Annotated in this window: 27 protein-coding genes; 13 read left to right on the forward strand and 14 right to left on the reverse strand. The window is 57.4% G+C overall.

Going from position 1 to position 21,492, the window contains the following annotated elements; genetic code table 11:
• Positions 1 to 287 precede the first annotated feature (287 nt).
• The 3 genes from AC2FNR_RS14165 (at position 288) to AC2FNR_RS14175 (ending at position 3,116) form a co-directional block, all read left to right on the forward strand.
• Entirely contained in the window at positions 288 to 1,886 is a 1,599-nt protein-coding gene (locus AC2FNR_RS14165) for a phosphoenolpyruvate carboxykinase (RefSeq protein ID WP_170356720.1), read from the forward strand.
• A 363-nt stretch (positions 1,887 to 2,249) separates the two neighbouring features.
• Positions 2,250 to 2,540, forward strand: a complete 291-nt coding sequence (locus tag AC2FNR_RS14170; RefSeq protein WP_170356721.1) for a hypothetical protein — start codon at positions 2,250 to 2,252, stop codon at positions 2,538 to 2,540.
• A gap of 111 nt (positions 2,541 to 2,651) precedes the next feature.
• Complete coding sequence (locus AC2FNR_RS14175) at positions 2,652 to 3,116, forward strand: hypothetical protein (protein ID WP_496849620.1); 465 nt, start codon at positions 2,652 to 2,654, stop codon at positions 3,114 to 3,116.
• Here the strand turns inward: AC2FNR_RS14175 and AC2FNR_RS14180 are convergent.
• Positions 3,113 to 3,877: a sulfite exporter TauE/SafE family protein gene (locus AC2FNR_RS14180; protein ID WP_496849622.1), complete on the reverse strand. Its 765-nt coding sequence runs from the start codon at positions 3,875 to 3,877 to the stop codon at positions 3,113 to 3,115. The two genes, AC2FNR_RS14175 and AC2FNR_RS14180, sit on opposite strands and share 4 nt — an antisense overlap.
• Positions 3,878 to 4,021: 144 nt before the next feature.
• On the opposite strand from AC2FNR_RS14180, the gene AC2FNR_RS14185 reads away from it, so the two are divergent.
• The 3 genes from AC2FNR_RS14185 to AC2FNR_RS14195 all read left to right on the forward strand — a co-directional run bounded on the left by AC2FNR_RS14185 (position 4,022) and on the right by AC2FNR_RS14195 (position 6,864).
• Positions 4,022 to 5,713, forward strand: a complete 1,692-nt coding sequence (locus tag AC2FNR_RS14185; RefSeq protein ID WP_496849624.1) for an acyl-CoA dehydrogenase family protein — start codon at positions 4,022 to 4,024, stop codon at positions 5,711 to 5,713.
• A gap of 163 nt (positions 5,714 to 5,876) precedes the next feature.
• Positions 5,877 to 6,431, forward strand: coding sequence for a hypothetical protein (locus AC2FNR_RS14190; protein WP_353394805.1), 555 nt, complete (start codon positions 5,877 to 5,879; stop codon positions 6,429 to 6,431).
• A gap of 40 nt (positions 6,432 to 6,471) precedes the next feature.
• On the forward strand, positions 6,472 to 6,864 hold the full coding sequence (locus tag AC2FNR_RS14195; RefSeq protein WP_170756061.1) for an META domain-containing protein: 393 nt from the start codon (positions 6,472 to 6,474) through the stop codon (positions 6,862 to 6,864).
• On the opposite strand, the gene recO is transcribed toward AC2FNR_RS14195, so the two are convergent.
• From recO to folK, 13 genes are all read right to left on the reverse strand, one after another.
• On the reverse strand, positions 6,848 to 7,573 hold the full coding sequence (recO, locus tag AC2FNR_RS14200) for a DNA repair protein RecO (RefSeq protein ID WP_170756089.1): 726 nt from the start codon (positions 7,571 to 7,573) through the stop codon (positions 6,848 to 6,850). The two genes, AC2FNR_RS14195 and recO, sit on opposite strands and share 17 nt — an antisense overlap.
• Before the next feature lie 181 nt (positions 7,574 to 7,754).
• Positions 7,755 to 8,024: a hypothetical protein gene (locus tag AC2FNR_RS14205; protein ID WP_170724876.1), complete on the reverse strand. Its 270-nt coding sequence runs from the start codon at positions 8,022 to 8,024 to the stop codon at positions 7,755 to 7,757.
• Between the two features lie 145 nt (positions 8,025 to 8,169).
• Positions 8,170 to 8,499 carry a DUF1491 family protein gene (locus AC2FNR_RS14210; RefSeq protein WP_496849627.1) on the reverse strand — a complete coding sequence of 110 codons (330 nt, stop codon included), beginning with the start codon at positions 8,497 to 8,499 and terminating at the stop codon, positions 8,170 to 8,172.
• Positions 8,500 to 8,554: 55 nt separating this feature from the next.
• The gene (gene era / locus AC2FNR_RS14215; protein WP_496849629.1) at positions 8,555 to 9,463 is read right to left on the reverse strand and encodes a GTPase Era; all 909 of its coding nucleotides are present in this window, start codon (positions 9,461 to 9,463) and stop codon (positions 8,555 to 8,557) included.
• A gap of 346 nt (positions 9,464 to 9,809) precedes the next feature.
• Positions 9,810 to 10,490: a ribonuclease III gene (gene rnc, locus AC2FNR_RS14220; protein WP_353394792.1), complete on the reverse strand. Its 681-nt coding sequence runs from the start codon at positions 10,488 to 10,490 to the stop codon at positions 9,810 to 9,812.
• Positions 10,487 to 11,326: a signal peptidase I gene (lepB, locus tag AC2FNR_RS14225; RefSeq protein ID WP_170356730.1), complete on the reverse strand. Its 840-nt coding sequence runs from the start codon at positions 11,324 to 11,326 to the stop codon at positions 10,487 to 10,489. Before lepB ends, rnc begins: the two co-directional genes overlap by 4 nt.
• Positions 11,327 to 11,379: 53 nt before the next feature.
• Positions 11,380 to 11,802 (reverse strand): holo-ACP synthase, encoded by a 423-nt coding sequence (gene acpS, locus AC2FNR_RS14230; RefSeq protein WP_170356731.1) that lies wholly within the window; start codon positions 11,800 to 11,802, stop codon positions 11,380 to 11,382.
• Positions 11,799 to 12,203, reverse strand: a complete 405-nt coding sequence (locus AC2FNR_RS14235) for a hypothetical protein (RefSeq protein ID WP_496849632.1) — start codon at positions 12,201 to 12,203, stop codon at positions 11,799 to 11,801. The genes acpS and AC2FNR_RS14235 overlap by 4 nt, the downstream gene beginning before the upstream one ends.
• 73 nt (positions 12,204 to 12,276) lie before the next feature.
• On the reverse strand, positions 12,277 to 13,029 hold the full coding sequence (locus AC2FNR_RS14240; RefSeq protein WP_496849633.1) for a pyridoxine 5'-phosphate synthase: 753 nt from the start codon (positions 13,027 to 13,029) through the stop codon (positions 12,277 to 12,279).
• Complete coding sequence (locus AC2FNR_RS14245) at positions 13,022 to 13,720, reverse strand: DUF2062 domain-containing protein (protein ID WP_480870356.1); 699 nt, start codon at positions 13,718 to 13,720, stop codon at positions 13,022 to 13,024. The genes AC2FNR_RS14240 and AC2FNR_RS14245 overlap by 8 nt, the downstream gene beginning before the upstream one ends.
• Positions 13,721 to 13,736: 16 nt before the next feature.
• On the reverse strand, positions 13,737 to 15,869 hold the full coding sequence (locus tag AC2FNR_RS14250; RefSeq protein WP_170356735.1) for a RelA/SpoT family protein: 2,133 nt from the start codon (positions 15,867 to 15,869) through the stop codon (positions 13,737 to 13,739).
• A gap of 26 nt (positions 15,870 to 15,895) precedes the next feature.
• Positions 15,896 to 16,249: a DNA-directed RNA polymerase subunit omega gene (rpoZ, locus tag AC2FNR_RS14255; RefSeq protein WP_170356736.1), complete on the reverse strand. Its 354-nt coding sequence runs from the start codon at positions 16,247 to 16,249 to the stop codon at positions 15,896 to 15,898.
• 94 nt (positions 16,250 to 16,343) lie between these two features.
• Positions 16,344 to 16,913 (reverse strand): 2-amino-4-hydroxy-6-hydroxymethyldihydropteridine diphosphokinase, encoded by a 570-nt coding sequence (gene folK, locus AC2FNR_RS14260; protein WP_496849636.1) that lies wholly within the window; start codon positions 16,911 to 16,913, stop codon positions 16,344 to 16,346.
• Between the two features lie 139 nt (positions 16,914 to 17,052).
• On the opposite strand from folK, the gene AC2FNR_RS14265 reads away from it, so the two are divergent.
• From AC2FNR_RS14265 to AC2FNR_RS14295, 7 genes are all read left to right on the forward strand, one after another.
• On the forward strand, positions 17,053 to 17,625 hold the full coding sequence (locus tag AC2FNR_RS14265; protein ID WP_170356738.1) for a LabA-like NYN domain-containing protein: 573 nt from the start codon (positions 17,053 to 17,055) through the stop codon (positions 17,623 to 17,625).
• A 184-nt stretch (positions 17,626 to 17,809) separates the two neighbouring features.
• A complete protein-coding gene (gene ispH / locus AC2FNR_RS14270; RefSeq protein ID WP_170356739.1) occupies positions 17,810 to 18,760 on the forward strand; it encodes a 4-hydroxy-3-methylbut-2-enyl diphosphate reductase in 951 nt (316 codons plus the stop codon).
• The gene (locus AC2FNR_RS14275) at positions 18,757 to 19,209 is read left to right on the forward strand and encodes a DUF3429 domain-containing protein (protein WP_496849638.1); all 453 of its coding nucleotides are present in this window, start codon (positions 18,757 to 18,759) and stop codon (positions 19,207 to 19,209) included. The genes ispH and AC2FNR_RS14275 overlap by 4 nt, the downstream gene beginning before the upstream one ends.
• A complete protein-coding gene (locus tag AC2FNR_RS14280; protein ID WP_480870366.1) occupies positions 19,206 to 19,793 on the forward strand; it encodes a class I SAM-dependent methyltransferase in 588 nt (195 codons plus the stop codon). The genes AC2FNR_RS14275 and AC2FNR_RS14280 overlap by 4 nt, the downstream gene beginning before the upstream one ends.
• Positions 19,786 to 20,253 carry a ribonuclease HI gene (gene rnhA / locus AC2FNR_RS14285; protein ID WP_170356742.1) on the forward strand — a complete coding sequence of 156 codons (468 nt, stop codon included), beginning with the start codon at positions 19,786 to 19,788 and terminating at the stop codon, positions 20,251 to 20,253. Before AC2FNR_RS14280 ends, rnhA begins: the two co-directional genes overlap by 8 nt.
• Positions 20,250 to 20,873, forward strand: a complete 624-nt coding sequence (locus tag AC2FNR_RS14290; RefSeq protein ID WP_480870372.1) for a trimeric intracellular cation channel family protein — start codon at positions 20,250 to 20,252, stop codon at positions 20,871 to 20,873. The genes rnhA and AC2FNR_RS14290 overlap by 4 nt, the downstream gene beginning before the upstream one ends.
• A 15-nt stretch (positions 20,874 to 20,888) precedes the next feature.
• On the forward strand, positions 20,889 to 21,491 hold the full coding sequence (locus AC2FNR_RS14295) for a COG3904 family protein (protein WP_480870375.1): 603 nt from the start codon (positions 20,889 to 20,891) through the stop codon (positions 21,489 to 21,491).
• Position 21,492: the final 1 nt, after the last annotated feature.

Raw genomic sequence — 21,492 nt, forward strand, 5'->3', positions numbered from 1 at the left:
GGCGTTTTTAAGGCCGCGAATCAATCCGTAACTGCGAATCGTGCGATTGTTGTCACATAGATGCAGCAAAAAAGCCGTTAATGTTGCCGGAAAGGCGCTTTGATTTCCGACAGGAAATTTGTGATGGCGCTAAACTTGGGCTTGGTTGCGCTAACTGCGTCAAACCCTCCTGTTCATGTCCCGAATGACCGTGGTAAGACGCGGCCATCCGCCGGTTTTTCCCGGCTAATTGCCCAATGGCGCATCCGGCCCAACCGCCAACGCGCCGCCACACGGAGAAGACACACATGACATCTGGACGGGTTAACCCGCAATTCCGCCTCGAGGATCAGGGCATCGAGGGTCTGGGAAATGTCTATTACAACTTCATGGAACCGGCGCTGATCGAAGAGGCGCTGAAGCGCGGCGAAGGCACTCTGGGCAATGGCGGAGCCTTTTTGGTTACCACCGGCAAGTTCACCGGCCGCTCGCCCAAGGACAAACACGTCGTGCGCACTGACAGCGTTGCGGACCATATTTGGTGGGAAAACAACGCCGAGATGAGCCCCGAGGGCTTTGACGCGCTGTATCAGGACATGCTGGCCCACATGAAAGGCCGCGACTACTTCGTACAGGATCTGGTTGGCGGAGCCGACCCGGCCTATTCGATCAACGTGCGCATGGTTACCGAACTAGCTTGGCACAATCTGTTCATCCGTCACCTGCTGCGACGCCCGGATCGTGAAGATCTGAACGAGTTCATCGCCGATTTCACCGTCATCAACTGCCCCAGCTTCCAGGCCGACCCGGCTAAGCACGGCTGCCGGTCTGAGACGGTGATCGCGATGAACTTCGACCGCAAGATGATCCTGATCGGCGGCACCGAGTATGCAGGCGAGAACAAGAAATCTGTCTTTACTCTGCTGAACTACATGCTGCCGGAAAAAGGCGTGATGCCGATGCACTGCTCGGCCAACCATGCGGTTGGTAACCCGGTCGACACCGCCGTCTTCTTTGGCCTGTCCGGCACTGGCAAGACAACCCTGTCCGCTGACCCGGCCCGCACTTTGATCGGCGATGATGAGCATGGCTGGTCCGATCGCGGCACCTTTAACTTCGAAGGTGGCTGTTATGCCAAGACGATCAACCTGAACGCCGAGGCCGAGCCGGAAATCTACGCGACCACCACCAAATTTGGCACTGTGATCGAAAACATGGTGTTCGATCCCGAAACCAAGGAACTGGATTTCGAGGACGACTCCCTGACCGCGAACATGCGCTGCGCCTATCCGTTGGAGTATATCTCGAACGCGTCCAGCAGCGCACTGGGTGGCCACCCTAAGAACATCATCATGCTGACCTGTGATGCGTTCGGCGTGCTGCCTCCGATCGCGCGGCTTACCCCGGCGCAGGCGATGTATCACTTCCTGTCGGGCTTCACCTCCAAGGTTGCCGGGACCGAGCGCGGCATTACCGAACCTCAGCCCACTTTCTCGACCTGCTTTGGCGCGCCGTTCATGCCGCGTCGCCCGGAAGAGTACGGCAACCTGTTGCGCGACAAGATCGCCCAGCACGGCGCGACCTGCTGGCTGGTCAACACCGGCTGGACCGGTGGCGCCTATGGTGTGGGCAGCCGGATGCCGATCCGCGCGACCCGTGCACTGCTGACAGCTGCGCTGGACGGATCGCTGCGGGATGCCGAGTTCCGCAAAGATGCCAATTTCGGCTTTGACGTACCGGTTTCGGTGCCCGGCGTGGCCGAAGTCCTTTTGGACCCGCGCCGCACCTGGGATGATCAGGCGGCCTTCGACAAGCAGGCTGAAAAACTGGTGCAGATGTTCGCCGAGAACTTTGAACAGTACCTTCCGTTCATCGACGAAGACATCAAAGCCGTAGCAATCGGTTAATCGAAAAAAGGGGGCGAAATCGCCCCCTTTTCTTTAAAGAGTCTCACTACATCGTGATCGCGCATAAGTTGTATATTGCAAAATGTGAATGCAATTGCGTTGCTCGAAGTGTCGATCTGAGGTATCTCGGCATGTCAGAAATATGGCAAAACCCGACGCTCTCGCATCGGGTGAGAAGTGAAAAGACCTGTGGGATGCTCAAGCGCACACTCACAAACGCGATTTGAGCAGCCTAATCAGATAGCTAGTGTATTCTAAAGGGGATGAGTGTCAATATGAGATTTGCCGGGTAACTCGTAAAACGGCATACCTCAGTTCGTCACCGTAAAGGGGCGGAAGACACGGAATAAGGCAGGTAACGATATGACAGAAATCTCGAAACTCACCGAACTGCGTAAATTGATGCAAAGTATGGAGCGGACGCTGGGCCTGGAACAACTCTCTCCGGTTGAGCGCGATATCTATTACGCGGCTGAGGAATTGTCGAAAAACGATCAGGAAGTTCGCACCTTTGGTTTGATCGAACATACACTGGTTCAAAGCGTATCGCGCCCGACATTTTTCCGTGCACTCAAGTCCCTGGTGCAAAAGGGATACCTTTCGCAAAGCGGCAGCGCAAACCGGGGGCGGTACGTCGTTCATGCTCCCAGGTGACGCGCCCAACAGCCACGACAATGGCTGATTGTCGTGCGCAAATGGACTTCTGAAACGTTTTTTGCCTCGTTGGCATATGTCGTGGCATCGTATCTTACATTCGAGGTTCTGATGCCCCTTCAGAACATGTTTTTTCCAGAATATCCAAGCCGGGCCAGCCTTCTGTTCCTGCCCCATGGGGTTCGGGTATTGTCTGCATGGCTATTGGGCTGGCGAGCCATTTTTGCCCTTCTTCCCGGCGTTTTCATCGTCTTTGCGGCGCTGGGGGGCAGCGACGTTTTCCTGCCCAGCCGTCTTGCCGCTATTGCAATCGCCGTTCTGACAGTACCGGCAGTCTTCTATTTGCTCAAATGGGCCGGATGGGATCTGTTTCCAAGGGCTGATCGCAAACCGTGCTGGGTCTGTGTCATGGGTGTCGGTGTGATCACCTCATTCCTTGTGGCAGGTCTGACAAATATGGCTTTTGGCAGCGCACGCGTCGAATACATTGCCTATTTGATCGGCGACATTTCAGGTCTGTTCTTCCTGATGCTGGGTTTGTATTTCGCCTTCCGCTTGGCAGATAGCCGCAGTTAACCCATCACCGCTTTACGCAGAAGGTTCAATCCTGCGATCAATAGCACCATCAAAGTCAGTTTCCGAAACCGCGCCTGGTCGATGCGCGCCTGCAGGCGCAGGCCGACCCACATCCCAAGCAGTGCGGGCAGGATCAGAATTGCCGAGAATGGTGCTGTCTCGGCCCGCAAAATACCCGAGCCCAGATGCGCAATAACCAATGCGCCTGCCCCAAGCCCGTAGATTACGCCCTGTACGCGCATTTGCACATCCTTGGGCGTATTCAACGCTGTCAGATAAGCGACCGTCGGAGGCCCCCATATCCCCGACATCCCCCCCACGAAACCGGCTACGGCTCCAATCGCAGCCTCAACTCGGGTCGAGGTCTTTTCGAGGGTCAGTTTCCACCCGGCGATCTGAATCACAGCAAAGACCGAGACCGGAATGCCGATCATCAACAGAAACACCGTCTCGGGCACGAAGCGGACCAGTTGTGCCCCAGCTAACAAAAACACGAGGCCAACCAACAGAAAAACGCGAAACTGCCGTATGGCATCGATCGCGGCCGGAACCCCTTCGCGAAATGCCTGCACGCCATTTGTGGCCAACGTAGGCAGGATCAATCCCGCCAGCGCCAGTTGCGGCGACAGGAAAACACTAAGTCCAGAGACAAGCACCATGGGCATGGCAAAACCGACCATCCCTTTGACCCAACCCGCCGCAAAAGCGGCGGCAAGGGCAAACAGAATTTCCGACGGTGACACAACGGAGAACAGGGTCATGCGCCTGTGATATCACTCCTGAAAAATTCTGCATCGCAAAACTGCGCAAGAAATTTTTGAACTATTTCGCAACGTAATTCGTATTTTTGTTGCGCTGCACGTGCAGCATGGTATGACCAATCGACCCAGAAAAGGACTTGATTCATGGCCCATGACGGACAGGATATGACCCAGATGACAGCATCCGCGATTTTGCCCGACCTTCTGACACTGACCCGCGCCGCAGTCCCGGCAGTCGAAGCTGTGTTCGACCGCGCGCGTGAATCTGTGCGCCAGATGGTGACTGTCGAGGGTCGCGTGTCCGGTGCGTTGATCGAAGCCAACCAAACGGCCGCTCATGGCCTCGCGTGGCTGGCCACCTACAGTCAGTCGCTGCAACAGATGCAGCGTTGGGCCGAGACGTTGGATCGTGATGGCAAGTTTGGTGAAATCGAACAGCTGCTGCATCAAATCGCGTTCGGCGAATATCTGTGGCAGGTCTATGGCGGCATCCAAATGAATCAGGGTGAAATCGTTCGCCTGCAGGATCTTGGCCTCAGCCAAGATGATATGCGCGCGTTGATGATCCCTGAGGTGATGACTCTGACCCAAGGCGGCAATACACAAGCCGCCCGCAGCCGCCTTGTAGAATTGATGGAAGATCAATCCGGTGCCACAATGTTTGGCGCATCCGGTCTGGACGAAGAACTGGAAATGATCCGCGACCAGTTCCGCCGCTATGCGGTCGAAAAGGTCGAACCGCACGCCCATGAGTGGCACCTGAAAGATGAGCTGATCCCGATGGAAATCATCGAGGAACTGGCTGAGATGGGCGTCTTTGGCCTGACCATTCCCGAAGAATTCGGCGGGTTCGGCCTGTCCAAAGCCTCGATGTGTGTGGTGTCCGAGGAACTGTCGCGCGGCTATATTGGCGTGGGTTCGTTGGGCACCCGGTCCGAGATCGCGGCCGAGCTGATCATCGCCGGCGGCACGGACGAGCAAAAGGCCAACTGGCTGCCAAAACTCGCGAGCGCTGAGATTCTACCCACCGCCGTGTTCACCGAGCCCAACACCGGGTCCGACCTTGGCAGCCTGCGCACCCGCGCAGTCAAGAATGCCGAAGGCGATTATGAGATCACCGGCAACAAGACCTGGATCACACACGCGGCCCGCACCCATGTGATGACCCTGCTGGCCCGCACCAACCCCGACAGCTCTGACCACCGCGGGTTGTCGATGTTCCTGGCCGAGAAAACTCCCGGCACGGACGAGGCCCCCTTCCCCACGCCCGGCATGACCGGCGGCGAGATCGAGGTTCTGGGCTATCGCGGCATGAAGGAATACGAGCTGGGCTTTGACGGCTTTAAGGTGAAAGGTGAGAACCTGCTGGGCGGCGAAGAAGGCAAAGGCTTTAAACAGCTGATGGAGACCTTCGAATCTGCCCGCATTCAGACCGCTGCCCGCGCCATCGGCGTGGCGCAAAGCGCGCTGGATATCGCCATGCAATACGCGCAGGATCGCAAGCAGTTCGGCAAGTCGCTGATCAACTTTCCCCGCGTCTCGGGCAAGCTGGCGATGATGGCGGTCGAGATTATGATTGCGCGCCAGCTGACCTATTTCAGCGCGTGGGAAAAGGACAACGGACATCGCTGCGATCTTGAGGCCGGCATGGCCAAGCTGCTGGGTGCACGGGTTGCGTGGGCTGCTGCGGATAATGGCCTGCAGATCCACGGCGGCAACGGGTTTGCGCTGGAATACAAGATCAGCCGCGTTCTGTGTGATGCGCGCATCCTGAACATTTTCGAAGGGGCTGCCGAAATTCAGGCACAGGTCATCGCTCGGCGTTTGCTGGGTTGATCTTATAGGTAGCCCTGTTTCCCCAACTTGACCCGGCGCGCGCGCCGGGTCTTTTTTTGCTAATGACATAGGCCCAGTTTCGCCAACGCCCGGAATTTCTCACTACCACGATGCCTTGAATACGGTTACATCAGCTGGGACAGTGAACAGGAAATTACACGACATGATGCGATCTATTCTGGCCTGCCTCGCAGTAATAGTGGCTATGGCGCTAGGAGGCTGCGCCAAGCAATACCCAGCCGCTGGCCAGAACGACATTGACGAACTGGCGCTGGCTATCCGCGACCTCGGGCCCAACGTCGACCCTGTCGAAGCGCAGCAAGCCGCTGAAATCGCGTACACATACTCGAGCCGTTTGGCGCAGGAATGGAACGTGACCGATCCAGCCATCATTCACAACGCCAAGGTCGTCAATGGCCTGCGCGAGAAAGGACTGTGCAACGATTGGGCCGAAGCCATGACTGCCCGGCTTCGGCAAGAGAATTTCGAGACTTTGGATCTGCATTGGGCGACTTCGCCCCCCACGGCATTTCGCATAATCCATCATTCTGCGCTGATCAGCGCCAAGGGGGATTCGATGTATGATGGGCTTATTCTTGATCCATGGCGCAACAGCGGCGCACTGACCTGGGCTCCTACACGCGAGGATACACGATATAATTGGCGCCCTCGCAGCGAAGTAAGGGCCGAGTTGGTGAGCGGTCAGAACCCCTATTAACCCTGTTCGGATTTAGGGTGATTTGGGCTAACGTGATCAAATGATACGACTAACCCTGATCCTGCCCTTCATGGCTCTGTTTCAATGCGACAGGGATGAAACCGTCGCCGCCTATGGTGCGGCGGATAGAACATGGGCGCTGCAAGAGATCGACGGTCAGCCTTATGAAGCCAGCGCTTTGCTACGTTTTACGGAAGACGGGAAGATTGCGGGTAACGCCCCGTGCAACAGCTACAACGGCACCCTAAGCGCCCCATATCCCTGGTTTGAAGTGACCGGATTGACCGCCACCCGCGCAGCCTGCGCGGGGCTGGAAGCCGAAGGATACTATTTCGCCGCTCTGATTGCCATGACACAGTCTGAAGTGGCCGGAGATGTTTTGATCCTGCGGAACGAGGACGGCCACGAAATGGTGTTCAAAGCCGCCGAGTAAACTGCTCGACAAACCGCGCCCGCGCTTCGGGCAGCGGGCGATGACCGAGGGACGGCGCGACCCGGTGCTCCAGAAAGTACCCGGTGGTGCGTAGTGCCTCGGCAATCTCGGGATCCGGCGCGGCCCCCTCGCCGCGCAGACATGGGGGCAGTGGCAACAGCTTATCCGCCCATTCCCCCGCCCCTTTCTCACTAACCGCGCGGCCCGATTTCGGAGAGACATAGATCAGATCTTCGACCGCCCCGGTAACTGCGCAAGCGGTCAGATCAAGACCAAAGCCCAACTCTTCAAGCATGGCCAATTCCCATCGCAAGTAGGCCAGCGGCCATACATCATCCTGCCCCAGCAGGTCCATCAACTGTTCGGTTTGTTTGTAGATGACCGGGTGCGGTTCCCGTTCGGGAAGGCAGAAGGCCAAAAGTGCCACGACCGCGTTTAATCCCGCCAGTGCCAGCCGCCCCGAAAACGCCACCGCTGCACGAGAACGCAGGGGTTCGACTTGAAACGTGCCTATATGCTCTTCGAGCCGCGCGCGCCAAAGCACGTCTAGCTGCGCTCCCGGCTGCAGGATCGGCGCAATTTTCCGACTGGTCCCACCGCGCACAACCCCGGCATGACGTCCGTGGATTTCGGTGAAGACCTCGATGATCGCCGCTGTCTCACCATGTCGGCGTGTGGTCAGAAGTATACCGTGATCGCGCCAGTCCACATTGCCGCCGTTTGTCTCAGAATGTAGGTAGAAAATCCAAAGATAACGCCCAACACAAGTTGTTTGTTGATAATGAGCAGCGACTTCGTCGGCAAAAGCACTATTCATCGGTGGTTGATAAAGGCTTTTCTGATCGGTCGTCTAAAGCAGGGGCGCCAACTTAAGCCGACGCCCCATTTCATCAATCGTCGTCGCTTGTGATTCTACCACTGACGCTGTTTCCGTCATCCAAAGAACTACCGGCGTTACCCCAACCCGACAGACCTTTGCCCAATGCGTTTTTGCCGCTTACATCTGCGGCGACACTCGCAAATCCACGGTTCCCTTGCAGTGCGCCTGACATTGCCTGAGCCTGATCGTTATTTCCTTTTCCCTTGCTCTTTCCCGGATCTGCCATTGCAACAGTACCCAGTGCGACAGCCGCGGCTGCAGTGATTGTCAAAATCTTCATAATTTCCCCCTTTTTGGTAGACATGTGCTGTAACTACGGGGGGCGCGGCGCGTCGGATCAATAAAACGTGAGATTCTAAAATCAGGTCGTACAGAAATACCGGACAGAAGTTGCAGTCTTTTCAGCTTTTAAGTGAGGCGGGCAATTACTCTAACCCGTCTTCACCCAACAAATGCCGCCCCTGTCGATCTTCGACCTCGACCACCCAAAGGTCTGGATCAAAACTGCGTTGTTTTGTAATCGCCACATCCACGTCGGCCTCGGGACCAGCGGATAGTTCGACCCATTTGCGCTCCCCACTCATCAGATCAAAACTGCGCTGGAACGCGACGGCCTGCCCATCCAGAGTATTGAGCTTGACCAGGACAGCGCCGGCCGTGTTGTCACCGTGAGCGACGACAAACGCAGGAATTTCTTGAAACCGCAGGCGGGCCAAGTAGGCGTGAACCCAAAATTCCGCCGTCAGCCGGGTCATTGCGCGCTCCTTAGCAAAGGCGCCAACAATTTACGACGAGATTTCTTCGTCCCGCTCATGCGTTGCCGTCTTTGAAATCCAGACCCATTTCCGAGTAACGCTCAGATTCCTCAAGCCAATTTGGACGCACTTTGACCTGAAGGAAAAGGTGAATTTTGCGATCAAGAAACTCTTCCAGCTCGGCGCGCGCAGCTTGGCTAACCGCCTTGATCGTCTCGCCACGTTTGCCCAGAACGATACCCTTGTGGCCGTCGCGCATAACATAGATGACCTGATCGATTTTGGCGGATCCGTCCTTGCGCTCTTCCCAGTTCTCGGTTTCGACGGTTAGCTGATAGGGCAGTTCCTGATGCAGGCGCAGGGTCAGTTTCTCGCGCGTCATTTCGGCGGCGATCATGCGCAAGGGCAAATCGGCAATTTGATCCTCGGGGTAGAGCCAAGGCCCTTCGGACAGCTCGCCCGCCAGCCATTTGCGCAGGTCTTCAACCCCGTGGCCTTTTTCGGCTGAAATCATGAAGGTTTCAGCAAACGGATAGCGTGCGTTCAGGCCGCTGGTTAGGGCCAGCAGTTTCTCGGATGGTACTTTGTCGATCTTGTTGATGGCCAGGGCGACGGTGCGGCCTTGCCCGATCTCGTCCAGACCTTCCAGAATGCGTTCGACTCCTTCGGTGATACCGCGATGCGCTTCGACCATTAAGACCACGACATCTGCATCAGCTGCGCCCCCCCAGGCGGCAGCGACCATAGCGCGGTCCAACCTGCGGCGCGGCTTGAAAAGACCCGGCGTGTCAACAAAGACCAACTGGGCCTCGCCCTCCATCGCGACGCCGCGAATGCGCGCACGCGTGGTCTGCACCTTATGCGTCACGATCGAGACTTTGGCCCCAACCATGCGGTTCAGAAGGGTGGATTTGCCCGCGTTGGGCTCTCCGATCAGGGCGATAAATCCGGCGCGTGTGGTCATGTGTACTGCGATCCTGTTTGCAAGTGCGCACCCCTATAGCAGAAAGACTTCGCGGGCCAGAGGGTTTTGTCTCATAGCGGGTTTGCACTTCTCTTGGAGAGAAAGCACCATCAGGGCAGCTGTGCTTAAGAAAGTGGGCTCATCTGGATTGGTTGTCGACGTTGGCAGACCTGATCTGGCTAGAGTTTCCGGTGCTTGCCAAAGGAGGCGTCGCGGCCCCTAAGAATGAGGCGTCTTATCACTGGATAATCGGCTGTCAGGTCGGGTGGTATCAGGTCGTTTCAATTTCGAATTGTTTGCGCCAATCCGATCCAGTGGGAGCCAGCCTCCTCGCCAAAGGGATATGCTATTTCGTTAACTGATCGAGTAGCGATTTGGCTGCGGCCTGTTCCGCCTGGCGCTTTGATCCTGCAGTGGCTTGCGCCTCTGTACCGTCCTGCAAACGCGCGGCGATCGTGAATACCGGGGCGTGATCGGGTCCGCTGCGTTTGACCTCGACGTAAGACGGAGGTTTCTGGCCGCGTGCCTGCGCCCATTCCTGAAGAGACGTTTTGGCATCGCGCGCATCCGCTTCGACCGAATGGATGCGATCGCCCCACAAAGCAATGATCACGTCTCGTGCCGCTTCGAACCCGGCATCGCGGTAGATTGCGGCGATGACCGCCTCCATCGCGTCGCCCAGGAGTGCCTGTTTTCGACGGCCACCCGACAGCATCTCAGATCGGCCCAGTTTCAGAACCGCACCGAGGTCGATCTGTCGCGCGACATCGGCGCAGGCTTCCTTTCGGACCAACGCATTGAATCGCGGAGCGAGTTGACCCTCAGTTGCCTTTTTGTCGGCCTCTAGCAGGGCCGTAGCCATAACCAACCCCAATACACGGTCGCCCAAAAACTCTAACCGCTGATTATCCGGTCGAGTTGAGGACGAGACTGAGCCATGAGTCAGCGCGCGAACAAGCAGCTCAGGGTTGGAAAACGTGTAGCCCAACCGATGCTGAAAAGACTTTATCTCGGCAGAAAGCTTCACTTGACCGCCTTGAAGAATCGGTCACTCCGCCAGGTCCAGAAGAACAGCATCGACCGGCCAGCGGAAGAGAACATGATCCGATCTGCGCGACCAATCAGGTTTTCGTAAGGCACATAGCCCACGCCACCCGCAGATTGCGGCAGACGGCTGTCGCTGGAATTGTCACGGTTGTCGCCCATGAAGAAATAGTGACCTTCGGGAACAGTGTAGATCCCGGTGTTGTCGGATCCCTGGTTGCCGATATTGAGTACGTCGTAAGAGACGCCGTTTGGCAACGTTTCGATCGTCCGGGACTTTTCGCAAATCGCCCCAATCCCGACCGGGCCGTTTTCACATCGCGGACGAAGACCTTGCGGCCCCTGTGGCAAAGCGGTTTCGGTGAAAACACCATCCGGTTGCTGTGGAACAGGCGTACCGTTCAGGATGATCTGGCCTTCGCGGATCTGGATACGATCACCGGGCAAACCAATCAGGCGTTTGATGAAATCACGCCCTGTAACAGGGTGACGGAAGACGATGACATCCCCGCGTTCAGGATCGCCGGCCCAAAGGCGCGAGTTATCGTCCCCCGACATCCAGCCGCAAACATCCTCGGCATCGATATTCAGGCCAACACTGGGAATGATCAGACTAGGGCACGAGGCGTAGGAATAACCATAGGCCATCTTGTTTACGAACAGGAAATCCCCGATCAGCAGGGTCTGTTTCATCGAGCCCGACGGAATCCAGAAGGGTTGAAAAAACAGTGTCCGGAAAACGCCTGCGATCAGCAATGCGTAGACGATGGTTTTAATCGTCTCCCACACGGGATTTCCGGTTTTGACGTCCTCGGCCATACTGCTCTCCGGTCCTTGGTTTGTTGGGGTGCTACATGCGGGGCGCAGAGAGGTTAGTCAAGGCTGGCCGCTGCGTTCGTGATGGCGCGCGCCTCAATCACCACGAAAGCCTGCGCCCAAGGGTGGTCGTCGGTCAGGGTGACGTGGATGATCGCCTCATGGCCTTCGGGGGTCATCTCGCGCAGGCGCTCGGCGGCCCAGCCGGTGACATGCATGACCGGCTGGCCGGTGTTCAGGTTGGTGACGGCCATGTCCTTCCACGCGATGCCCATGCGCAGGCCGGTGCCCAAAGCCTTAGAGCACGCCTCTTTAGCGGCCCAGCGCTTGGCATAGGTGCCAGCCGTGTCATGGCGACGTTCGGCCTTGCGCTGTTCGGTGTCGGTGAAAACGCGGTTGCGGAACCGGTCACCGAACCGGTCGAGCGTACCCTGAATACGCTCGATATTCGCGAGGTCTGTGCCGATGCCTAGGATCATTTCGCGCTTTCTTTGCTACGCCGTCTGGCAATCGCCCTGAGTTCCATTTTGGTCGACAGATAGAATAGAACGCTGTTGGCGAAGAAAGCAAAAATCGCCAGATACAGCATAAGGCTGCCCATATAGCCACCTCTGTGCCAATACATCAGAAGCGACATATCGACCGGTCCGATATTGCTGATCGCCAAAATCAGATAGGCCGCAGCGTTCACGACCATGAATATCACGGTCCCCGCAACCGCAAAGCCCAGCACCTCGCGCAAGTGCGGCATTCGGCCCATCGACCGCGCTATGCCGCAGCCCGCTATCATCGCTGCGGCAATCGCTGACAGGAAGGGTATCCCCACATTCGCTAAATTTAGCCCGGTCACATGCCACGGAACGACAATAGCGATCGGCATTAATAACCGGACTTGGACAAGCAAGACGCTGTAGCGCCACAAATTGTTCGAATCCATAGCGTTACCTTAGCGATCAGACGACTGCCCGCGCCTCATCCATCAGCCGTCGCATCTCGGCAATCGCCGGGGTCAGGCCGCGAAAGACAGCCTCGCCGATCAAGAAATGACCGATGTTCAACTCGCGCACCTCAGGGAAAGCCGCGACGGGTTGCACAGTGTCATAGGTCAGACCATGGCCCGCGTGGACTTCCAGCCCAAGCGAATGGGCAAATGCGGACATCTCACGCAGGCTGTCCAGCTCTTGGTTGGCTACGTCTGTGTGACCCTCGGAGACGGCGTCGCAATAAGCACCGGTATGCAGTTCGATCACCTCGGCACCGATGCGATGCGCGGCTTCGATCTGGCGCTGGTCGGCGGCGATGAAAATGGACACGCGGCAGCCCACGTCGCGCAGGGGGGCGATGAAATGGGCCAGCTTGTTTTCCTCGCGCGCGACTTCCAAACCGCCTTCGGTCGTCCGTTCCTCGCGCTTTTCGGGAACGATGCACACCGCATGCGGTTTGTGCCGCAGGGCGATCTGCTGCATCTCGGGCGTCGCGGCCATTTCAAAGTTCAGCGGGACCGACAGAACCTCCATCAACCCGTCGATATCTGCGTCCGATATATGGCGGCGATCTTCGCGCAGATGGGCTGTAATGCCATCAGCCCCGGCCTCTTCGGCCAGTTTGGCGGCGCGCAGAGGGTCAGGGTACGCCCCGCCACGCGCATTGCGCACGGTGGCCACGTGGTCGATATTCACGCCCAGACGCAGGGGATTGTCAGACATCGCTTGATTCCTTTGCCGAATTCTGGCCCGAGCCTAGTGGTTTTGAAACTGAAACGGCAGGCTTGGATTCTGCCAAACGGCGGATTTCGTCAAATTTCGCTTTGATTTTGGCGCGCCGCCGCTGCTGGTAGGTTCGGATCAAAGGCAGGCTCAGATAGTGGCAGATCGCCCCGGCCAGCAAACCGGGCAAAATGCCCCCTATTAGGTAGGGAAAGAACACTTCGTCATAGAATATACGCAACCCGGACCAATCAGCCATGCGATCAGTGAAAATGGCAATGAAGTTATCCTTGAGGTCGCCCAGCGCGTCGGCAAACTTACCCATAAGGCCATGGGTGTCGCCCTCCTGAAACTCGGTTCCCAAAATGAAATGACCGGCCTGAAGGCAGATGACACCAATCGGAACGTAAGTTAGCGGGTTTCCGAAAAACGTTCCGCTCAGCGCAGCCAAAATATTGCCGTTGATCAAACGCGCCGCCAACGCAGCCACGACGAAATGCAACCCGTAGAACGGAGTAAACGCTGCGAACACCCCTGCCCCGATACCGCGTGCGATGCGTTCAGGGGAGTCCGGCAACCGACGGACGCGGTGTTTTACATAGTGGAACGCGCGGGTCCATCCGCCACGGGGGTAGACGAATTCAGATGCGATCTGGACAGGCGAGCGTCGATCTCGGCGCTTGAAAACCACTCCTGATCACCCCTTCTCAGCCAGCCGCCACGGCGGTCTTGGTCCTGTCTCTGTAGCGTTCGACAGCAGCAACATCGCTTTCGGCCTCAAGCATCAGCATCAAAGAATGAAGCTGTTCAAGGTCGCGCAGTTCGACATTGATCAGAAGACGGTAAAAATCCGGTTTCCGGTCGACGAATTCAAGGTTCGAGATATTGGCCTTTTTCTCACCGATCAATGTGCAAATACGCCCCAGTACACCCGCATCGTTTCCAATGGTCAGATCCAGCGTCGCGCCATAGACCGCCGGATGGGTGCCAGTGTGCCAATGCAAGTCCACCCAACGCTCGGGTTCGCCTTCAAACTCGGTCAGGCGGTCACAATCGATGGCATGCACCACCACCCCTTTGCCACGATAGGTGATGCCGACAATCCGCTCTCCCGGCAGGGGCTGACAACATGGTGCCCGGTCGAATTTCTGACCCGGCTCAAGACCAATCACAGCGCGGCGCAGGGGGATCGCGTCCCCTTCATCCTGCGTAAGCTCTGGATAAACGGCGCTCACCACGTCATGGGCCGTCAGTTCGGCACTGCCCAAACGAGCCAACAATTCGTGTCTGTCCTTCAGACGCAAATGCTTGGCGGCCGTGTCCAACGCCTTGTCCGTCGCCTTTCGGCCCACATGTTCGAACCCCGAGCGCGCCAGTTCCTTGCCCAATTTGATGAAACGCTCGCGGTCAACTTCACGCAGAGCGCGCCTGATGGCGGTGCGGGCTTTGCCAGTGACCGCAATCTCAAGCCATGTGACCTGCGGGGTCTGCCCGTCGGCCGTGATTACATCGACCGACTGACCGTTCTTGATCCGGGTCCACAGCGGCACTCGGATACCGTCCACCTTGGCCCCGACACAAGCATGGCCAATCCGCGTATGGATCGCATAAGCGAAATCGATTGGTGTCGCCCCACGCGGCAGTTTCACAACATCGCCCTTGGGCGTGAAGCAGAACACTTGGTCGGAATACATCTCAAGCTTGACGGCTTCGAGGAAATCCTCGTGGTCATCCTCGCTGTCAAATTGCTCGGTCAGGTTGGCGATCCACTTGGCCGGATCGACGGCGAACGGGTTTTCGGACCGCACCCCGTCGCGGTACGACCAGTGCGCCGCCACACCCGTTTCGGCCACGTCGTGCATCTGGCGGGTACGGATCTGCACTTCGACCCGTTTGCCATCCCGCCCCGATACCGTTGTGTGGATCGAGCGGTATCCGTTCGATTTTGGCTGGCTGATGTAGTCCTTGAACCGTCCCGGCACCGCGCGCCAGCGCTGGTGGATCGCGCCAAGGGTCCTATAGCAGTCTTCTTCTGTCTGAGTGATAATGCGGAAGCCATAGATATCGGACAGACGCGAAAAGCCCTGATCCTTTTCCTGCATCTTGCGCCAGATCGAATAGGGTTTTTTGGCTCGGCCGAACACCTCGGCTTCGATCCCAGCCTTGTCCAATTCAAGGCGCATATCGCCGGTGATCCGATGGATCACATCGCCGGTTTCCCTTTGCAGAGTGATAAACCGCCGGATGATCGACTGCCGACCTTCGGGGTTCAGCACGCGGAAGGCCAGATCCTCCAGCTCTTCGCGCATCCATTGCATCCCCATACGGCCCGCAAGTGGCGCGTAGATATCCATCGTCTCGCGCGCTTTTTGAACCTGTTTTTCGGGGCGCATCGCCTTGATCGTGCGCATGTTGTGCAAACGGTCTGCCAGCTTGACAAGAATGACCCGCAAATCTTTGGACATGGCCATGAACAGCTTGCGGAAGTTCTCGGCCTGTTTGGTTTCCCTGCTGGACAGCTGCAAGTTGGTCAGCTTGGTGACGCCATCGACCAGCTTGGCCACTTCATCCCCGAACAGCTCGGACACCTTGCCGTAATTGGCCTTGGTATCCTCGATCGTGTCATGCAGTAGTGCGGTAATGATCGTGGCATCATCCAGACGCTGTTCGGTCAGGATGGCGGCAACGGCAACAGGATGGGTGAAATAGGGTTCGCCAGAGTGGCGGAACTGACCCTCATGCATCTGGCTTCCGAACTCATAGGCACGGGCAATGCGGTCAGCATTTGTCTTGGGGTTGTAGTTGCGGACCAGCGCAATCAGGTCTTCAGCAGAAATCATCCGGTCCGCACCTTCGTTTTTGGGGATTACCCCTGGCCTTGAGCCTCCATCAGAGCGCGCAGCAGCTTCTCTTCGGACATGTCATCATCTGCAGGCTTGTCGGATTCCGCACCCATCAGCAGCGCCATCTGGTCCTCTTCGGGCTCATCAACCTCGATCTGGGTCTGGTTGGCCTCGATCAGGCGTTCGCGCAGTTCATCAGCGCTTTGGGTTTCGTCGGCGATTTCGCGCAGCGACACAACCGGGTTTTTGTCATTGTCGCGGTCCACAGTGATCGCAGCACCTGCGGAAATCTCACGCGCACGATGGGCGGCAAGCATCACCAGCTCGAACCGGTTTTGTACCTTGTCTACGCAATCTTCTACCGTCACGCGGGCCATTGGGCGCTCTCCGTTTCTGAGTCCATGTCAGGAAGAGGTTTATCTAAGGGCGAATCCCTGCCTTGACAAGCAGGAAATGCCGCAAATGCACCGATCACAAAGGGGTAACGGCGGCAATATCATCGACAGGCAGGGCTGCCACCATTTCCCGGACCGTCAGACCCAGCACGGGATGGTACCAATCCGGGGCGACATCAGCCATTGGCACCAGCACGAAGGCGCGATCCTGAAGACGGGGATGCGGCAGGATCAACCGGTCCGGCGCCTGCTGCATCTGTTCCTGCGACGGCAGCGTCCGCCATTGGTTATAGGTTGACGTATCCGGAAGCACTTGGTCGCCGAAACATACCAGATCCAGATCCAACGTCCGCATCCCCCAGCGCTGTATTCGTTCGCGCCCGAATTCGTGTTCGACCTCATGCAGCAGTTGCAACAAGTCTGCAGCTGACTTTTCCGTTTCGACCAAAACAGCCGCGTTCACGTAATCCGGTCCAGCACCCGCTGGAAAACAGGGGGTCTCGTAGAATCGGCTGACGGCGCGAATCACCAAGCCCTGACGTGAAATTGCGTCAATTGCCTGTTCTAGTGTCACCTTGGGTCCGCAGCCTCTCAAATTGAGATTTGCGCCCAATGCAATGACCGATTCTGACGTAAATTTGCACATACTATTCCCTATATTCGGCGAATTGCATACTTGCGATACACATTAAATGCCCTAATTATAGGCGTATCAGCGCGCCGCCAATTTCCTAGCTCACTCACGTAACACCCGGCGTTCTGGTAGATACCGGAAGGACCTATTTATGTTTTATAAAGACGAACGGCTAGCGCTGTTCATCGACGGCTCGAATCTTTATGCGGCCGCGAAAGCACTTGGATTTGACATCGACTACAAACTGCTGCGTCAGGAATTCATGCGCCGCGGGAAGATGCTTCGTGCTTTTTACTACACAGCGCTTTTGGAAAATGACGAGTATTCGCCCATCCGCCCCCTGGTAGACTGGCTGCATTACAACGGCTTCACCATGGTGACAAAACCGGCGAAAGAATACACCGACAGTATGGGGCGTCGGAAAGTCAAAGGAAACATGGATATCGAACTGACCGTCGATGCCATGGAACTGGCACCGCGCGTTGATCACATCGTGCTGTTTTCGGGCGATGGGGACTTCCGCCCGCTGATAGCAAGTCTGCAACGTCAGGGCGTGCGCGTTTCGGTCGTGTCGACCATCCGTAGCCAGCCGCCGATGATCTCGGACGAGTTGCGCCGTCAGGCCGACAACTTCATCGAGCTTGAAGACCTGCGCGATGTGATCGGCCGCCCGCCGCGTGACATTCCGATGGAACCGCGCAGCGTGGCTGCAAGCGGTCAGTAACACGCACCAAACACCAAAAGATAAAGAACGCGGTCAGGGTTGATGCCCTGACCGCGCGTCTTAAACTAGAAACAGGTGATGAAACATCTGTTTGATAGCACTGATTCATGTCAGATGAATGACACTGTCCTGTCTGGACCATGGCGAGGAAAAGACCTACCTGTGGCCTTAAGGAGAACGTGACATGACAAAGCCATCCCTGACGCTGTATCTGGCAGCACCGCGTGGGTTCTGCGCCGGTGTAGACCGGGCGATTAAGATTGTGGAAATGGCGCTACAGAAATGGGGCGCTCCGGTCTATGTGCGTCATGAGATCGTGCACAACAAATTCGTAGTGGACGGGCTGCGTGAAAAAGGTGCGGTGTTCGTCGAAGAACTGGATGAATGCCCCGATGACCGGCCGGTAATTTTTTCGGCCCACGGCGTTCCTAAATCGGTACCTGCAGCGGCTGCCCAGCGCGAGATGATCTACGTCGACGCGACCTGTCCGCTGGTGTCTAAAGTCCATGTCGAAGCGCAGCGCCATGCCGAAGCCGGGTTGCAGATGATCATGATCGGTCACAAAGGACACCCCGAAACTGTCGGCACCATGGGGCAACTGCCCGAGGGCGAGGTCCTACTGGTCGAAACCGTCGAGGACGTCGCCACCGTCGCCGTGCGCGATCCCGACAAGCTGGCCTTTGTAACGCAAACGACCCTGTCCGTTGATGATACCAAGGACATCATCGCAGCGCTACAGGCGCGGTTTCCAGCCATTGTAAGCCCACACAAAGAAGACATTTGCTACGCGACCACGAACAGGCAGGAAGCTGTCAAAGCTGTGGCCCCCAAATCCGATGCGCTGTTGGTTGTGGGGGCGCCCAATTCGTCCAATTCACGTCGTCTGGTCGAAGTTGCCGCACGCGCCGGGTGTAACTATGCGCAACTGGTACAACGTTCGACAGATATCGACTGGCGCGCCTTGGAAGGGATTTCCTCGGTCGCGATCACTGCTGGTGCGTCTGCTCCCGAGGTCTTAGTGAATGAAGTGATCGACGCATTCCGAGATCATTTTGATGTAAAAGTCGAATTGGTCGAAACAGCGGTTGAAAACGTCGAATTCAAAGTCCCGCGCGTTTTGCGCGAACCGGCATGAACGGTATTCCACGCGCCCCTTTGGTTTTGGGGCTAGCCGGATTGATCCCCTTCGTCTGGGGGGCGCTGACTTACTTGAACGATGATCTGCATGCCTGGGGCACACAGGCGCTGGGTCCCCGTTTCGTGGGGCCTTACGTTCAGCTGTTCTACGGCTCGATCATCCTCAGCTTTATGTCTGGCGTTTTGTGGGGGTTTGCGACGAAGACATCGGGCAGTAAGGCTGCGACCTGCTATCTGTTGTCCGTTCTCCCCGCGCTTTGGGCCTTTTTCACAACGGGCGGTGGACCCCTCGCGGCAGGTACCAACCTGATGTGGGGCTTTGCCGGGTTACTTTTGCTGGACGCTGTGTTCTCATACTGGCGACTGACGCCGGCTTGGTGGATGCGTCTGCGCATGTTACTGACAGCCGTCGTTCTGGTCTGCCTTGCCGTTGGAGTATACTTGTGACCGACAAAAGAACGATTGACGCCTATTCCTCTCGCGTCGCTGATTACCTCAGTGTTCCCCTACCCCCTGAACAGATCGAAGCCCGCATGGCTTTTGCAGAAGCGGTCGTGGAAGGCGGACACGTACTGGATCTCGGGGCCGGCCCGGGATCGGACAGCGCCTTTCTGCAACGGCAAGGTCTGCGCGTCCGCGCCATCGACGCCACACCCGCTTTTGTCGAACACGCGCGTGAAAACGGTGTGGACGCTCATCTGGGGACGTTCGACGACGTGACCGAAGAGGCCGAGTATGATGGAGTCTACGCAAGTTTCTCGCTGTTACATGCCCCTCGCGCCGATTTCCCCCGACACCTGTCAGCCATCCACAAGGCGCTGAAACCCGCAGGAGTCTTTTTTCTGGGGTTAAAACTCGGGACTGGTGAACATCGCGACGATCTGGACCGCCGTTACACCTATTTCTCGCAGACTGAAATCGAAGAAGCGCTGTCCCAGACCGGATTCACCATCGACTGGATCACCACGGGCGTGGGTGCGGGCCTTGCGGGTTCGTATGATGGTTTCATTCTGGTGTTGGCCCATGCCTGAGCTGTTTGCCTATACCGACGGCGCATGTTCCGGTAATCCGGGCCCCGGCGGCTGGGGCGTGCTTTTGCGCGCGATGGATGGCGACAATGTCCTGAAAGAGCGGGAACTCAACGGCGGCGAGGCCGAGACCACAAACAACCGGATGGAGCTGCTGGCCGCGATCAGCGCGCTCGAAACGTTGGACCGGGCCTCGAAGATCACCGTTGTGACAGACAGCGCCTATGTGAAAAACGGCGTCACGGGGTGGATTTTCGGGTGGAAGCGGAACGGTTGGAAAACCTCGAATAAGAAGCCTGTCAAGAATGTAGATCTGTGGCAGAGGCTGGACGAGGCACAAACTCGTCATGACGTGACCTGGGAATGGGTCAAAGGCCACGCGGGCCATCCTGAAAACGAAAAGGCCGATGAACTGGCCCGCGCCGGCATGGCACCGTTCAAGCCAAAAAAGACACAGGCATGAGCTGGCTGGCGCTGCTCGACTATGCCTCGGTTCTTGTGTTCGCACTGACCGGGGCGCTGGTGGCCAGTCGGGCGCAGCTGGATCTGGTGGGCTTTGCCTTTATCGCCAGCCTGACCGCCGTGGGCGGCGGCACTGTCCGTGATTTGCTGCTAAACCGCGACCCGGTTTTCTGGGTCGGACAACCGGATTACATCCTGATCGCAGTGGCAGCCGCCGTATTGGTGTTCTTCACCGCACATCTGGTGGAAAGCCGCTATAACTGGCTGATCTGGCTGGACAGTTTTGCACTGTCAATCGCCGTCGCAGCCGGATCGGCCACCGCTTTGTCGCTGGGGCAATCGGGCGTGGTCGTCGTGCTGATGGGGATCAGCACCGGATGTCTGGGCGGGTTGATGCGCGATGTGGTCTGCAACGAAGTGCCTCTGGTGCTGAAACAGGGCGAACTTTACGTCTCGTGCGCCTTTGCCGGGGCGCTGACCGCCGTTGCCGCCAGCCGCCTTGGGCTGGACGATCTGGCCATTCTGGCGTCTTGTGCGCTGGTCTGCTGGGCCTTGAGGGCGGGGTCATTGCTGTTTGGTTGGAAACTGCCTGTCTACAAAAGCCGCCCACCGCGTGTTTGAATAGGGCCTCTACGCATGAAACCTGCATTTTGTATCGTCATCGCCGGACTCGCTGCCCTCGCTGGCTGCGGTCAACAATATGACCCCATGCAGTTTGCCGCGCAGGGAGATCAAATCGTGGCCACAGGTACTATCGACCATACGACGCTGGATGCGTTTCTTGAGGTAATCCAGCGAAACCCCGACGCAAAAACACTGGTGCTAAGCTATATTGAAGGCTCGATGGATGACGACGCGAATGTGGTTTTTTCCCGCGTGGTTCACGAGCAGGGGTTCGATACGATTGTGCCCTCAGACGGGCTGATCGCTTCGGGCGGAACCGACCTGTTTCTGGCAGGGAAGCGCCGCGTGCTGGAGCCCGGAGCCTGCGTCGGCGTCCACAGTTGGGGCGGCTGGAACATCGTCGCCACCGAAATCCCCAAGGACGACCCGGAACATGACCGATATCTGGACTATTTCGAAGATATCGGCGTGGATGAGGCGTTCTACTGGTACACGTTGGACGCGGCCCCGTCCGAAGGGATGCATTGGATGAACGCGTCCGAGGCTGACCGGTTCGACATGACCACGGGTGGCGCACCCCGTCTGGGATCAGCCGCCCAATGTGACGCGCGTTAGG

The organism is Ruegeria sp. SATB045, assembly GCF_059613525.1.